Raw genomic sequence first — 14005 nt, forward strand, 5'->3', positions numbered from 1 at the left:
TTTTATTTTTTCAGTTGTTTGATCATTCCTTTCCGGATGCGCCCCACCGGGGGGGGGGGTGGGCGTATACCAGCCCCACCCCCCCACCCCCCCGATGACCGTTAGGGTGGGCCCGTGGCCGAATACATCCAGATCCCCACGCCGGCGGGCAAGTTCGACGCGCTGACCGCGGGCCCCGAGGAAGGGCGCCCGGTGCTGCTCCTGCACGGCTTCCCCGAAGCGGCGGTCGAGTGGAGCGAGCAGCTGGGCGTCCTCGGCGGCGCCGAGTGCTTCGCCGTCGCACCCGATCAGCGCGGCTACTCCCCCGGCGTGCGCCCGGAGCAGGTCGCCGACTACCGCATGGGCGAGCTGGTCGGTGACGTCCTGGCCATCGCCGATCACTTCGGCTGGGACCGCTTCGACCTGGTCGGGCACGACTGGGGCGCGGCGGTGGCCTGGTCCACCGCGGCCGAGCACCCCGACCGGATCCGCACGCTCACGGCGGTGTCGATCCCGCACCTGGACGCCTTCACCCGGGCGGTCCGCGAGGACGAGGACCAGCAGCAGCGCTCGGCCTACATGCAGGCGCTGCGCTCCTCCACGGCGGAGAAGACGCTGCTGGCCGACAACGCCGCCAAGCTGCGCCGCATCTACTACCCCGGCGTTCCCGAGCACCACGTCGACGACTACGTGCAGCGGCTCACCGAGCCGGGCGCGCTCACCGGTGCGCTCAACTGGTACCGGGCGTCGCGGTTCAACGAGGAGATCGGCCCGATCACCGTGCCGACCCTGTTCGTCTGGAGCACCGAGGACGTCGCCGTCGGGTCGACCGCCGCGCTGGCCACCGAGCAGCACGTCACCGGCCCCTACCGGTTCGAGATGCTGCAGGAGGTCTCGCACTGGATCCCCGAGGAAGCGCCCGAGTCCCTGACCCGGCTGCTGCTGCAGCACCTGCTCGCGCACACCGAGTGAGGTCTTGCCGGTCACCGTCCGGGCGGTGAGCATGAGATCGGTCCGGGTTTCCGACGCGCCGTAGGAGTGCTCGTGAAGGGTTCCGAAGGTCTGCTGGCCACCGCAGCCGCCGCCGGTGTCGACGTCTGCTTCGCCAATCCCGGCACCACCGAGATCCCGCTGGTCGAGGCGTTCGACCAGGAATCCGGGGTGCGCGCGGTGCTGGGGCTGTCCGAGGGCGTGGTGACCGGTGCGGCCGACGGCTACGGCCGGATGACCTCCACGCCCGCGCTGACGCTGCTGCACCTCGGGCCGGGATTCGCCAACGGCATCGCGAACCTGCACAACGCGCGCCGCGCTCGCACCCCGATCATCAACCTGATCGGCGAGCACGCGTCCTGGCACCAGTCGGCCGACGCCCCGCTGAACAGCGACATCGAGTCGCTGGCCCGTCCGGTGTCGGGCTGGGTGGGGCGGACGACGTCGGCGTCGGCCACTGCGGGCGAGTTCGCCGAGGCGTACCTGGCGGCGCTGCGCGACCGGCTGCCGGCGACGCTCATCGCCGCGGCCGACCACATGTGGAGCCAGGGCTCCATGCCGGTCGAGGTACCCACCGCGCCCGACCGCCCGCAGGTGGACGAGCAGCGGATCGCCGAGATCGCCAAGGTGCTCGCGTCCGGACGCCGCCCGGTGCTGCTGCTGGGCGGGCAGGCTGTGGAGAACCCCGAGGGCATCCGCACCGCCGTGCGCATCGCGGCGAAGGCAGGCGGTGAGGTCCTCGCCGAGCGCGGCAGCGCCCGCGTGGAACGCGGTCCCGAGATCCCTCCGGTGCGGATGCTGCCCTACTTCCCGGAGGCCATGAACGCCACGTTCGAGGGGTTCTCCGATCTGATCCTCGTCGGGGCCCGCACGCCGGTGTCGTTCTTCGGCTACAAGGGCCAGCCCAGCCATCCGCTGCCCGACGGCGTGAAGGTCCACGAGTTGGCCGATGCCGACTCCGACGCGCTCAACGCCCTGGCCGCGCTCGCCGAGGCGACCGACAGCGCGGCCGAGAAGCTCCCGCAGGCCGAGCGTCCGCAGGTGACGGCTCCGACCGGGGCGCTGGACGCGGACGCGATCGCGGCGGCGATCGTGCTGACCCAGCCCGAGAACGCGATCATCGTCAACGAGGGCGTCTCGTCCTCAGCGGCCTATCCCGCGATCGCCGACGCCGCGCCCGCGCACTGCGAGCTCTCGCAGACCGGCGGCGCCATCGGCATGGGGATGCCGGTGGCCACCGGTGCCGCGATCGCCTGCCCGGACCGCGCGGTGATCAACCTGCAGGCAGACGGCAGCGCCGCCTACACCGTCCAAGCGCTGTGGACCCAAGCGCGCGAGAACCTCAACGTCACCACGGTGATCTGCTCCAACTCGCGCTACCGCATCCTCGACGAGGAGCTCCGGCGCGCGGGCATCGACGATCCCGGCGCCGCCGCGGCGTCCATGACCAGCCTCGCCGACCCGGCCCTCGACTGGCTCGGGCTGGCGCGGGGCTTCGGCGTGGAGGCCACCCGCGCCACCACCGGCGAGGAACTCCGCGCCGCCCTGAGCCGCGCCTTCACCGAATCGGGCCCGCACCTCATCGAAGCGGTCCTGTGACCCGCTGAAGGCCGTCCTCCGGCGCGAACCTCGGACATGCGAAGAGCCCCACCGCTCGGTGGGGCTCTTCGTCGTCACCGGGCTCGCTCAGATCGTCCAGGTGTCGTTGCCGTTGAGCAGCTTCTGCAGGTCCGCGGGCTTGGAATCCGCCGCCTGAGCGACCTGCTCGCGGGCGAGGTCGTCGTAGGTGGGGCGGACGGTGTTGCGGAAGACGCCGGTGATCGCCGGGCTCAGGTCCTGGCCGCCGAGGCGGGACAGGGCGAAGGCCAGCGACGGGTCCTCGCGCTCGGCGTCGTGCACCACGACGTCGGTGGAGTCCACTTCGGACAGCTTGGCGACGCGGAGCCCGTCCGGGCCCTGCACGACGCCGTAGCGCTCGTCCTCCGGGCCGAACACGATCGGCTCGCCGTGGGCGAGCGAGACGATCCGGCGTTCCTTCTCCTCGTTGTCCTTGAGGACGTCGAAGGCGCCGTCGTTGAAGATCGGGCAGTTCTGGTAGATCTCCACCAGCGCGCTGCCCCGGTGCTCGGCGGCGGCCTTGAGCGTCTCGGTGACGCTCGCGCGATCGGAGTCGATCACCCGCGCCACGAACGACGCTTCCGCGCCGAGGGCCAGCGACACCGGGTTGAACGGGTAGTCCAGCGAACCGGCCGGGGTCGACTTGGTGACCTTGCCGACCTCGCTCGTCGGTGAGTACTGGCCCTTGGTGAGCCCGTAGATCCGGTTGTTGAACAGCAGGATCTTCAGGTTCACGTTGCGGCGCAGCGCGTGGATCAGGTGGTTGCCGCCGATCGACAGCGCGTCGCCGTCACCGGTGACCACCCACACCGACAGGTCCGGCCGCGAGGTCGCCAGACCGGTCGCGATGGCCGGGGCGCGCCCGTGGATGGAGTGCATCCCGTAGGTGTTCATGTAGTACGGGAAGCGGCTGGAGCAGCCGATGCCCGAGACGAACACGATGTTCTCGCGCTTGAGCCCCAGCGACGGCAGGAAGCTCTGCACGGCGTTGAGCACGACGTAGTCGCCGCAACCCGGGCACCAGCGGACCTCCTGGTCGGACTTGAAGTCCTTGGCCTTCTGCGGCGCATCGGCGGCCGGTACCCCGGCCAGCCCGCCGAGCGACGGCATTCCCAGCTCGGTGGCGGTCACGCGGACACCCCCTGCAAGACATCGGTGAGCACGTTCTGCAGTTCTTCGGCCTGGAAGGGCAGGCCGGCGACCTTGGTGTAGGACTGCACGTCGACGAGGTAGCGGGCGCGCAGCAGCATCGCCAGCTGCCCGAGGTTCATCTCCGGCACGATCACCTGGTCGTAGCCGCGCAGCACCTCGCCGAGGTTGGCGGGCATCGGGTTGAGGTACCTCAGGTGCGCCTGCGCGACCTGCAAGCCCTGCGCCCGGACCCGGCGGCACGCCGCGCCGATCGGGCCGAACGACGAGCCCCAGCCCAGCACCAGCACCCGGGCTTGGCCGCTCGGGTCGTCGACGGTGAGGTCCGGGACGGTCACGCCGTCGATCTTGCGCTGCCGCAACCGGACCATGTGGTCGTGGTTGTCCGGGTCGTAGGAGATGTTGCCCTTGCCGTCGGCCTTCTCCAGACCGCCGACCCGGTGCTCCAGACCCGGCGTGCCCGGCACGGCCCACTCGCGGGTGAGGGTTTCCTCGTCGCGCACGTAGGGCCAGAACTCGCCGGAGCCGTCGGTGGCGTTGGGCTCGGTCGCGAACTCCACGCTCAGGTCCGGCAGCGACGTCACGTCGGGGATCAGCCACGGCTCGGAGCCGTTGGCGATCGCTCCGTCGGACAGCAGCAGCACCGGCGTCCGGTACTCCAGCGCGATGCGCGCCGCGTCCAGCGCGATCTCGAAGCAGTCCGCGGGCGAGCACGGCGCCAGCACCGGCACCGGCGACTCGCCGTTGCGCCCGTAGAGCGCCTGCAGCAGGTCGGCCTGCTCGGTCTTGGTCGGCAGGCCGGTCGACGGACCACCTCGCTGGATGTCGCACACCAGCAGCGGCAGCTCCAGCGCGACGGCCAGGCCGATGGTCTCCGACTTGAGCGCCAGACCAGGACCCGACGTGGTCGTCACGCCCAGAGAACCGCCGAACGACGCGCCCAGAGCGGCGCCGACACCGGCGATCTCGTCCTCGGCCTGGAAGGTGGTCACGCCGAAGTTCTTGTGCTTGGCGAGCTCGTGCAGCACGTCGGAGGCCGGGGTGATCGGGTAGGTGCCCAGGAACACCGGCAGCTCGCTGCGCTGCCCCGCCGCCACGATCCCGTAGGCCAGGGCGGTGTTGCCGGTGATCTGCCGGTAGGTGCCCTCGGGCAGCTTGGCCGGAGCGACCTCGTAGGTCACCGCGAACGACTCGGTGGTCTCGCCGTAGTTCCAGCCCGCGCGGAAGGCCAGCACGTTGGCCTCGGCGATGTCGGGCTTCTTGGCGAACTTCTCCCGCAGGAACCGCTCGGTGCCCTCGGTCGGCCGGTGGTACATCCACGACAGCAGACCCAGCGCGAACATGTTCTTGCAGCGCTCGGCGTCCTTCTTGCCCAGACCGGTGTCCGCCAGCGCGCCCTGGGTCAGCGTCCCCATCTGCACCCGGTGCACCGCGTAGAGGTCGTCGAGGACCTCGCCTTCGAGGGGGTCGGCGTCGTAGCCGACCTTGGTGAGGTTGCGCTTGGTGAACTCGTCGGTGTTGACGATCAGGATCCCACCATGCGGAAGATCGCCGAGGTTCGACTTCAGCGCAGCCGGATTCATCGCCACCAGCACGTCCGGCCGGTCGCCGGGAGTGAGGATGTCGTAGTCGGCGAAGTGGAGCTGGAAGCTCGACACGCCCGGGAGCGTGCCTGCGGGGGCCCGGATCTCGGCCGGGAAGTTAGGCAGCGTCGCCAGATCGTTCCCGAAGGCAGCGGCCTCCGAGGTGAACCTGTCGCCGGTCAGCTGCATGCCGTCACCGGAGTCACCGGCGAAGCGAATCACGACCCTGTTGAGCTTCCGGGTCCCGTTCGTCCGGTGTCCGTTCGTCGCACCCAATTGATCCGTTCCCCTTCAATTGCAGGCAACGTTCGTCCTGTGGCGAACGATACAGGTACGGGAGTGGCCGCGATCACGGAGTCGATCTTCACGACCACCGTGCGCAACCCTCTGCGCGGAACGATCCAGTTCCAGATCCCCGCGCAGGCAGGCGTACCTGTATCGATGGTGCAACCAGGAGGTGAACGGGCGCTACGGGCTGTTCAGCGACAAATTTGTGATCTGCCACACGATAAGTGCTTCCCATGATGCGGGAAAACGATCGCTCAACTGGCCGATGCCCACCCGGGGCCGGGTCGGATTACATCTCAAGCCGGACTACAAGTCCGGTCGAGCCTGCCCGTGGAGGACACCATGCCGCTGCACCCGGAAGCCGAACCCTTCGTCGCACAGGCGAAGCAGCTGTTCCCCGACCTCGGCGGCGAGGTGACCGACGCCGCGACGGCACGCAGGCTCTCGGCGGCCAGAGGCGACGACAGGCCGCGGCAGGAGGTCGAGCGCGTCGAGAACCGGCTGATCCCGGGCTCCTACGGCGTGGAGATCCCGATGCGGATCTACTGGCCGAGCACCAGGACCGGGCTGCCGCTGCTGGTGTACTTCCACGGCGGCGGCTGGGTCTTCGGCGACCTGGAGTCCCACGACGGACTGGCGCGCTCGCTGGCCAACGCGGTCGAGGCGATCGTGATCTCGGTGGACTACCGGCTCGCACCCGAGCACCGCTACCCCGCCGCCGTCGAAGACGCCTACTCCGCCGCGGTGTGGGCCTCCGAGCACGCTGCGGAGCTCGGCGCCGACGCGTCCCGGCTGGCCGTGGCCGGTGACAGCGCAGGCGGCAACCTCGCGGCGGTGACCTGCCTGCAGGCCCAGGAGCGCGGCACCCCGGACCTGGCCTTCCAGCTGCTGATCTACCCGGTCACCGACCACGACTTCACCACGCAGTCCTACGTGGACAGCGGGCCGGACTGCCTGCTGACCAAGCAGCACATGATGTGGTTCTGGGACGAGTACGCGCCCGACCTGGAGGTCCGCGATCACCCCCACGCCTCCCCGCTGCGCGCCGACGACCTCACCGGTCTGCCGCCGGCGCACGTGCTCACCGCGGGAATGGATCCGCTGTGCAGCGAGGGCAGGCGCTACGCCGAGCGGCTCAAGGAAGCAGGCGTGCCGACCTCCACTCAGCACTGCCCCGGGCTGTTCCACGGCTTCGCCCCCGACGCCGAAGCGATGCCGGTCGCGGCCGAGGCGATGCGCGAGGTCCACGCGGTGCTGCGCACAGCGCTCGGCTAGCGTTCCCGCGCCTCCAGTGGTGCGCTGGGGGCGAGGACGAGAGCGGGGGTGGGCCAGGTGGCCGACGAGGTCGATGTCGTGGTGATCGGCATGGGGCCGGGTGGAGAGGACGTGGCCGCCCGGCTCGGCCGTGCCGGGTTGTCGGTGGTCGGGGTCGAGTCGCGCCTGGTGGGCGGCGAGTGCCCGTACTACGCCTGCATCCCGACCAAGATCATGGTGCGCGCCGCCGACGCGTTGGCCGAAGCTCGCCGCGTGCCTGAGCTGGCCGGGTCGTCGACCGTCCGGCCGGACTGGTCCCCGGTGGCCGGCCGCATCCGCGACGAGGCCACGACCGGCTGGAACGACGAGATCGCGGTCCGCCGGTTCGAGGGCACCGGCGGCCGCTTGGTGCGCGGAGTCGGGCGCATCACCGCTCCCGGTGAGGTGACGGTCGGCGAGCAGGTGCTGCGGGCTCGGCGCGCCATCGTGCTCAACCCCGGAACCGAGCCGGCCGTTCCACCGATCGAGGGCTTGGCGGGCACTCCGTTCTGGACCAACCGCGAGGCCGTGTCGATCGAGAAGCTCCCGCAGTCCCTCGTGGTGCTGGGCGGCGGCCCGGTGGGGCTGGAGTTCGCGCAGGTCTTCGCCCGGTTCGGCAGCGAGGTCACGATCATCGAGGCGCAGTCGCAACTGCTCCCGCTGTCCGAGCCGGAGGCCGCCGAGGTCATCACGGATCGCCTGCTGGCCGAGGGGGTGCGCGTCCGGGTCGGGAGCGCCGTGCAGCGGGTGTCCTACGACGGGCTCTTCCAGATCTCCACCGAGGGCGAGCAGTTCGAGGCCGATCACCTGCTCGTCGCCACCGGCAGGCGCACGGATCTGGGCGCGCTCGGCGTGGCGGCCGTGGGCCTCGACGACACCGCCCGAACGATCGCCGTCGACGCCCGGATGCGCGCCACCGACGGCGTCTGGGCGATCGGCGACGTGACAGGGCACGGAGCGTTCACCCACACCTCGGTCTACCAGTCGCGGATCGCGGCGGCCGACATCCTCGGCGAGCAGGTCACCCCCGCCGACTACCGCGCTATGCCGTCGGTGACCTTCACCGATCCCGAGGTCGCCACGGTCGGGCTGACCGAGACCCGCGCCGTCGCGGAGCTCGACCGGGTGCGCACCGCGATCTCCCGGCTGCCCGAATCGACCAGGGGCTTCATCCACAAGGTCGGCAACGAGGGACTGGTGAAGCTGGTCGCCGACGCCGATCGCGGTGTCCTGGTCGGTGCGACGGCCGTCGGCCCGTCCGGCGGTGAGATCGTCGGCGCGCTGGCCGTCGCGGTGCACGCCGAGGTCCCGATCACCCGCCTCAGCGAGATGATCTTCGCCTACCCCACGTTCCACCGGGCGATCGAGCCCGCGCTCGAAGAGCTCGCCGCTCCCTAGTCGCGGGCCGCGCCTCGGCGGCGCTTGCGCTCGTACATGTCCTGGTCCGCGGCGTGCACCAACTCGTCCCGGGTCGTGTGCGGATCGGTGGTGACGGCGAGTCCTACGCTGGTGCGCAGCCGCAAGGTCGTTCCGCCCACGGTCACCTCCGTGTTGAGGCGCTGTTCGATGCGATCCCGCAGCTCGGCGGCTTCGGCCGCGCTCTCGACCAGGCCCACCACGACGAACTCGTCGCCGCCGAGGCGCGCGACCGCATCGCCACCGGGGACGGCCTCCTGCAGCTGATGAGCTGCGGCGATGATCACCTTGTCCCCCACCAGGTGGCCGTACTGGTCGTTGAGCGGCTTGAGCTCGTCGAGATCGGCCACGATGACGGCGAGCATCCCGTCACCCCGGGCGATTCGCCTGAGCCCCAGGTCCATCAGATCGGCCAGCATCGTGCGGTTGGCCAGCCCGGTGAGCGGGTCGTGCAGCGCCAGCTGCGCCAAGCGCGCGTCGGCGAGGCGGCGCTCGCCGATGTCGTCGTACTGGCTGACCACGAAGGCCGGCCTCCCGCTGGCCCCGGGAACGGCGGTGGCGCGGATCAGCATCCAGATCGCCTGGCCGTCCTTGCGCCGGTAGCGCTTCTCGATGTTGACGCTCTCCACCGCGCCGTGGACGAGATCCTCCAGCGCCGCGCGGCCCCGTTCGTCGTCGTCTTCGAAGGTGACCTCGCTGAAGTGCTTGCCGAGCAGCTCTTCGCGGGTGTAGCCGAGCATGTCGCAGAGCGTGTCGTTGACCTCGGTCCAGTACCCCTTGAGATCCAGCAGCGCCATGCCGATCGGAGCGTTGGCGAAGCTGCGCTGCCACAGCAGTTCGGCCTCGCGGCGGCGGGTGATCTCCTGGCTCTGGGAGAGGAAGTAGACGGGGGCCCCGAGGGCGTCCCGGATGAACGAGCGCGAGACCAACGCCCAGATCACGGTCCCGTCGGAGCGGATGTAGCGCTTCTCCAGCGGCACGTCCGACTCGATCGGGCCGTCGACGTCGACGTCCTCGGGGTGCGTCACGCTGCGGTAGTCGCGGCCGACCAGCTCCTCAGGGCGGTACCCCAGCATCGTGCAGAACGCATCGTTGACGTGCAGGTACTTCCCCTGCAAGTCGAGGATCGCCATGGCTGCCGCAGCCTGTTCGAAGAGCGGCTGCCAGGGGTTCGGCGCGGCGTCTCCGCCCGGCGGTGAGGAGGTGGGCATACGAAACGCACGATAGCCGCCGCGCACCGGGCACGCATCGACTGACGGACACCGCAGCTCCGCGTAGGACGCCGAACACGGTGCGTTACTATCCCCGCACCGATCCAGTCGAGCGCGGAGCGTGTGCAATGGCGGGAACTTCGGTGGGGCGCGCCGTCGATCAGATCCGGCGGATGCTGCGCAGTCAGGAACTGCTTCCGGGACAGCCCCTGAGGCAGGAGGCACTGGCCGAACGGCTGGGCGTGAGCCGGGTTCCGATCCGGGAGGCCCTCAAGTCGCTGGAGGCCGAAGGCGTCGTGCGCCACCAGCCGAACGTGGGCTACACGGTGACCCGGTTGTCCTCCGACGAGCTGCAGCAGTCCTACCTGATGCGCGCCGCGCTGGAGTCCACGGTGCTGCGCCGGGTTCCGCGGTTCAGCGACGCGCAGCTGGTCGACCTGCGCGAACTCAACCGGAGCATCGAGGCCGCCGCGGAGGCCACCGACGTGCTGCGGATGACCGAGCTCGACCACGACTTCCACTTCGCGATCTTCCGGAGTTCCCGGCTCGACCTGATCGTCGACGAGATCGAGCGAATATGGACCATGACCGAGCCCTACCGCTCGGTCCACTTCTACGACCACGGCGCTCGGCGAAGACTGGTGGGCGAGCAGCGCATGCTGATCGACGCGCTGGGCAAGGGCGAGACGGCCACCGCGATCTCGATCATGGACTCCCACCGAAACAGGCCGGTGCTCCCGCTCCCCATCACCCACGGCGCCGCGATCCCCTCGGCGCGCTGAGGTCCTCTAGAGCTGTTCGATGCGGGCGGCGATGCCGTCGAGGACGCGGCGCAGGCCGTACTCGAACGGAACCTCGGCCTTGCGCGGGCGGCGCTGCGCCACCGCGGCCATGACCTCGCAGACGGTCGGGAAGGCCTCCTGCTGACCGAACTCGGCCAGCATCGTCGCGCTGATCATCTGCGGTCCGTCGGAACCCCGGTCGGCCACGAAGGGGGCGCTGCCCCGCACGAAACCGTTGACCAGCAGCACGGTGTTGAGCATGTCGGCCGGTCCGAGCCCGGTACCGCGCAGAGCCGCCAGTCCCGCTTCCAGGAAACCGACCTCGTTCGGCCCCATCACCCGCGGCCGGGTCACCAGCGCCAACGCCCACGGGTGACGTTCGAAGACGCGGACGTTGGCGCGCGCCCAGGATTCCATCGCGCTGCGCCAACCGGACCGCTTGCCGATGTCCGGTGGAGCGCCGATGGCCGTGTCGAGCATCAGGCTGGTCAACTCGTCCTTGCTCGGCACGTAGCGGTAGAGCGACATGGTGCCGACGCCGAGTTCGCCGGCGAGCCGTTGCATCGACAGCGCCTCCAGCCCTTCGGCGTCGGCGAGCCGGACGGCCGCCTCGACGATGCGGGGCAGGCTCATCGTGGGTTTCGGCCCGCGCGGCGGGCGGTTCTTGTCGCCCCAGAGCAGTTGAGCGCCACTGGGCTGGACGCGTCGATCGGTCATCGCTGTCCATCCTCGTGCTCGACGTCGGCGTCGCGCGTAGAGGCTACGCTGAACGGGTTAACAACCCGTGTTCTGGACGGCATGTTCGGAGATCTCGCGAGTCCGGTTCGGCGGCATCACCCCCAGTCGATGCCGCCGAACCGCCCCGACCCCATCGCTGCGCAATCTCCTATTGCGTGCGGCATACGCATATTACCGCACGGCCTCAACGGCGAGATCTAGAGGAGCTCCTCCGGCACGTCCACCAGCCGGGCGCGCAGGAACTCCCCCACAGCCTTGCCGATCGGGTCGACCCGCAGGTTGCTGGACCCGCCGGTGCCCAGCAGGCCGCGCAGCACGAAGTGGACGGCGCCCAGGTTCGGGAACTCGTGCCGCACGATCTCCAGACCCTCTGCCTCCGGCATCAGCCGATGCAGCTCCTCCGCGGTGAGCAGGCTCCGCAGCCACGGCCAGGCGTCCGGATCCGACACCCACAGACCCACGTTGCTGTTGCCGCCCTTGTCACCTGCCCTCGCGTGCGCGACTCGTCCCAGCGGCACGCGCCGAGTGGCACGCGGTTCCAGCGCCGGCGGATCGGGATGCTCCGGCTGGGACGGTTTTTCGACGACGCTGGAGGGCTCGACCTCGATGCGGGATCCGTCGTCGAGGACCACGAGGTGCCCGACCGCGCCGACGTCCAGCAGCGCGGGCCAGTAGTCGATCCGCGTGCTCGGCGTCGCCGCCTGCCGAGCGGCGGTGTCGGTGAAGAAGCCCGGGATGCTCGACAGGTACAACTGGCCCACACCGGCGACCAGCCGCTGCAGCGGTTCGCGTTCTGCCGCGGTGGCCATGATCCTCACCTGCACGGTGGCGTCCCACTGCCGCTGCGGATCCTCGGCGGCGACACCGATCGCGGAGACGTCGAGCTCGGCCTCGGGGTCGTCCAGCAGCGCCGCGGCCTGCTCGCGGATCAAGGCCACCTTCTCGTCGATGTCGAGACCGGTGGCGTAGAGGGTGGTGACGATCTGGTGGCCGATCGGGGCGAACAGCGCCACTTTGGTGGTCGGCGGTGGCGGCGAGCCGGTGGTGCCCGACAGCTGCACCCGGTCCGGCCCGACCTCGCTCAACCGCACGGTGTCCAGGTGCGCGGTGACGTCCGGGTTGAGGTAGCGCGGGCCCTGGATCTCGTAGACCAGCTGAGCGGTCACGGTGTCCACTGTGACCGCTCCGCCGTGGCCGGAGTGCTTGGTGATGACGGTCGTTCCGTCGGAGTCGATCTCGGCGATCGGGAAGCCGGGTGCGATCACGCCGGGGATCTCGGCGAAGCCGGAGAAGTTGCCGCCGGTCGCGTGCGGCCCGCACTCGATGATGTGCCCGGCGACGACGGCCGCTGCGAGCTGGTCGAAGTCGGTGCGCTCCCACTCGTGCCACCAGGCGGCGGGACCGACGGTCAGCGACGCGTCGGTGACCCGCCCGCACACCACGATGTCGGCTCCGGCGCCCAGCGCGGTGGCGATGCCCCAGCCGCCGAGGTAGGCGTTGGCCGCGACCGGTCGCCCTCGCCAGCTCGACAGGGGTTCGCCGGTGTCCATGCTGGCCAGGTCGTGCCCCTCGGCCTGCAGCGCATCCAGCCTCGGCAGCACGTTGTCGCCCTCGACGTGGGCGACCCGCAGGTCCGCTCCGGCTTCGGCGACGAGCCGCCGGACCGCCTCGGCCAGCCCTGCCGGGTTGAACCCGCCCGCGTTGACGACCACTCGCGTGCCGCGCTCGGCGATGGCGGGCAGGTGCGGTTCCAGCTGCGTCAGGAAGTACTCGACGTATCCGCGCGACGGGTCGTTGCGGTGCCGGGCCGAGAGCATCGCGAGGGTGAACTCGGCGAGGTAGTCACCGATGAGAACGTCGACCGGATCTCCCGCCATCGCCTCGTCGAGCGCGCTGCGCCTGTCTCCCAGGTAGCCCGAGAACCCTGCGATCCGAATCGGCCCAGCCATAGATCCCACCTCATCCGGGGTCGGCGAACTCCTCGGTGACGCTAGGCACAGTGAGGCGACGAGCACAAGCACGCGCCCGGCGCCCGATCTTGACTGCGCGCACGCACGGCCCTTAACGTTCGCTAAGTTCCGCCGTGCACGGTTTCGCCCTGCAGCGCGCGGTTTTCACAACCCTGCCTGGAGGAAGAGCCCGTGTCGACAGCAGAGCGGATCAGCTGCACCGTCACCGATGGAGTGGCCGACGTGCGGTTGAACCGCCCCGACAAGCTCAACGCCATCGACCAAGCGATGTTCGAGGAGCTCGTCGCCACCGGCGAGCGGCTGCGCTCGGATTCCAGCGTGCGCGCGGTCGTGCTCTCCGGCGAGGGTCGCGGGTTCTGCGCCGGGCTGGACTTCAGCGTCTTCGGCGAGATGGCCGAGGGCGCCCGCCCGCCGCGCCTGGAGACCGACGGCCCCGCCAAGGCTCTCGCGCAGCAGGCCGTGCACATCTGGACGCTGCTGCCGCAGCCGGTGATCGCCGCGGTGCACGGCGTCTCCTACGGCGGCGGCCTGCAGATCGCGCTGGGCGCCGACATCCGGCTGGTCGCCCCGGACGCCCGGCTCTCGGTGCTGGAGATCAAGTGGGGCATCAACCCGGACATGACCGGCACCCAGGTGCTGCCGGAGCTGGTGGGCCGCGATGTCGCCAAGGAGCTGACGTTCACCGGTCGCGTGGTCAGCGGCGCGGAGGCCGTCGCGCTGCGGCTGGCCACCCGCGTGGAGGAGGACCCGCACGCGGCGGCCCTGGCGCTGGCACGTGAGATCGCGGGCAAGAGCCCGCAGGCCATCCGCGAGTCCAAGCGGCTGCTCGACCTGGCCGGCCGGATTCCGCTCGACGAGGGCTTCGAAGCCGAGCAGGTCGCGATCCACTCGCTGATCGGGACGCCGAACCAGCTGGAGGCGATCTCGGCGAACCTGGAGAAGCGCACTCCGAACTTCGCCGACCCGGCGTGAGGAGTCGGCGGGGGTCG

11 protein-coding genes are annotated in these 14005 nt (G+C 70.4%); 6 read left to right on the forward strand and 5 right to left on the reverse strand.

The annotated features are described in order from the left end of the window. The first annotated feature begins 114 nt into the window (after nucleotides 1-114). Both AB0J91_RS29090 and AB0J91_RS29095 read left to right on the forward strand, forming a co-directional pair. Complete coding sequence (locus AB0J91_RS29090) at nucleotides 115-951, forward strand: alpha/beta hydrolase (RefSeq protein ID WP_363875124.1); 837 nt, start codon at nucleotides 115-117, stop codon at nucleotides 949-951. Nucleotides 952-1023: 72 nt separating this feature from the next. Then, a complete protein-coding gene (locus tag AB0J91_RS29095) occupies nucleotides 1024-2568 on the forward strand; it encodes an acetolactate synthase large subunit (RefSeq protein WP_363875127.1) in 1545 nt (514 codons plus the stop codon). An 87-nt stretch (nucleotides 2569-2655) separates the two neighbouring features. Here AB0J91_RS29095 and AB0J91_RS29100 read toward each other — a convergent pair whose 3' ends face one another. Beyond that, nucleotides 2656-3717, reverse strand: a complete 1062-nt coding sequence (locus AB0J91_RS29100) for a 2-oxoacid:ferredoxin oxidoreductase subunit beta (RefSeq protein WP_363875130.1) — start codon at nucleotides 3715-3717, stop codon at nucleotides 2656-2658. Next, nucleotides 3714-5594 carry a 2-oxoacid:acceptor oxidoreductase subunit alpha gene (locus tag AB0J91_RS29105; RefSeq protein ID WP_363875133.1) on the reverse strand — a complete coding sequence of 627 codons (1881 nt, stop codon included), beginning with the start codon at nucleotides 5592-5594 and terminating at the stop codon, nucleotides 3714-3716. The genes AB0J91_RS29100 and AB0J91_RS29105 overlap by 4 nt, the downstream gene beginning before the upstream one ends. Before the next feature lie 354 nt (nucleotides 5595-5948). On the opposite strand from AB0J91_RS29105, the gene AB0J91_RS29110 reads away from it, so the two are divergent. Both AB0J91_RS29110 and AB0J91_RS29115 read left to right on the forward strand, forming a co-directional pair. Further along, a complete protein-coding gene (locus AB0J91_RS29110; RefSeq protein WP_363875136.1) occupies nucleotides 5949-6881 on the forward strand; it encodes an alpha/beta hydrolase in 933 nt (310 codons plus the stop codon). A gap of 57 nt (nucleotides 6882-6938) precedes the next feature. Next, nucleotides 6939-8297, forward strand: coding sequence for an NAD(P)/FAD-dependent oxidoreductase (locus AB0J91_RS29115; RefSeq protein WP_363875138.1), 1359 nt, complete (start codon nucleotides 6939-6941; stop codon nucleotides 8295-8297). On the opposite strand, the gene AB0J91_RS29120 is transcribed toward AB0J91_RS29115, so the two are convergent. Further along, complete coding sequence (locus tag AB0J91_RS29120) at nucleotides 8294-9526, reverse strand: PAS domain S-box protein (RefSeq protein ID WP_363875141.1); 1233 nt, start codon at nucleotides 9524-9526, stop codon at nucleotides 8294-8296. The genes AB0J91_RS29115 and AB0J91_RS29120 overlap by 4 nt on opposite strands. A 128-nt stretch (nucleotides 9527-9654) precedes the next feature. Between AB0J91_RS29120 and AB0J91_RS29125 the strand changes: the two genes are divergently transcribed. After that, on the forward strand, nucleotides 9655-10308 hold the full coding sequence (locus AB0J91_RS29125; protein ID WP_363875144.1) for a GntR family transcriptional regulator: 654 nt from the start codon (nucleotides 9655-9657) through the stop codon (nucleotides 10306-10308). 6 nt (nucleotides 10309-10314) lie between these two features. On the opposite strand, the gene AB0J91_RS29130 is transcribed toward AB0J91_RS29125, so the two are convergent. Then, the gene (locus tag AB0J91_RS29130; protein WP_363875147.1) at nucleotides 10315-11025 is read right to left on the reverse strand and encodes a TetR/AcrR family transcriptional regulator; all 711 of its coding nucleotides are present in this window, start codon (nucleotides 11023-11025) and stop codon (nucleotides 10315-10317) included. A gap of 218 nt (nucleotides 11026-11243) precedes the next feature. Further along, nucleotides 11244-12995, reverse strand: a complete 1752-nt coding sequence (locus AB0J91_RS29135; RefSeq protein WP_363875150.1) for an acyclic terpene utilization AtuA family protein — start codon at nucleotides 12993-12995, stop codon at nucleotides 11244-11246. A 192-nt stretch (nucleotides 12996-13187) separates the two neighbouring features. Between AB0J91_RS29135 and AB0J91_RS29140 the strand changes: the two genes are divergently transcribed. Then, a complete protein-coding gene (locus AB0J91_RS29140) occupies nucleotides 13188-13988 on the forward strand; it encodes a crotonase/enoyl-CoA hydratase family protein (protein ID WP_363875153.1) in 801 nt (266 codons plus the stop codon). The last annotated feature ends 17 nt before the right edge of the window (nucleotides 13989-14005 follow it).

Source organism: Saccharopolyspora sp. NPDC049357, assembly GCF_040677225.1.
GTDB lineage: Bacteria > Actinomycetota > Actinomycetes > Mycobacteriales > Pseudonocardiaceae > Saccharopolyspora.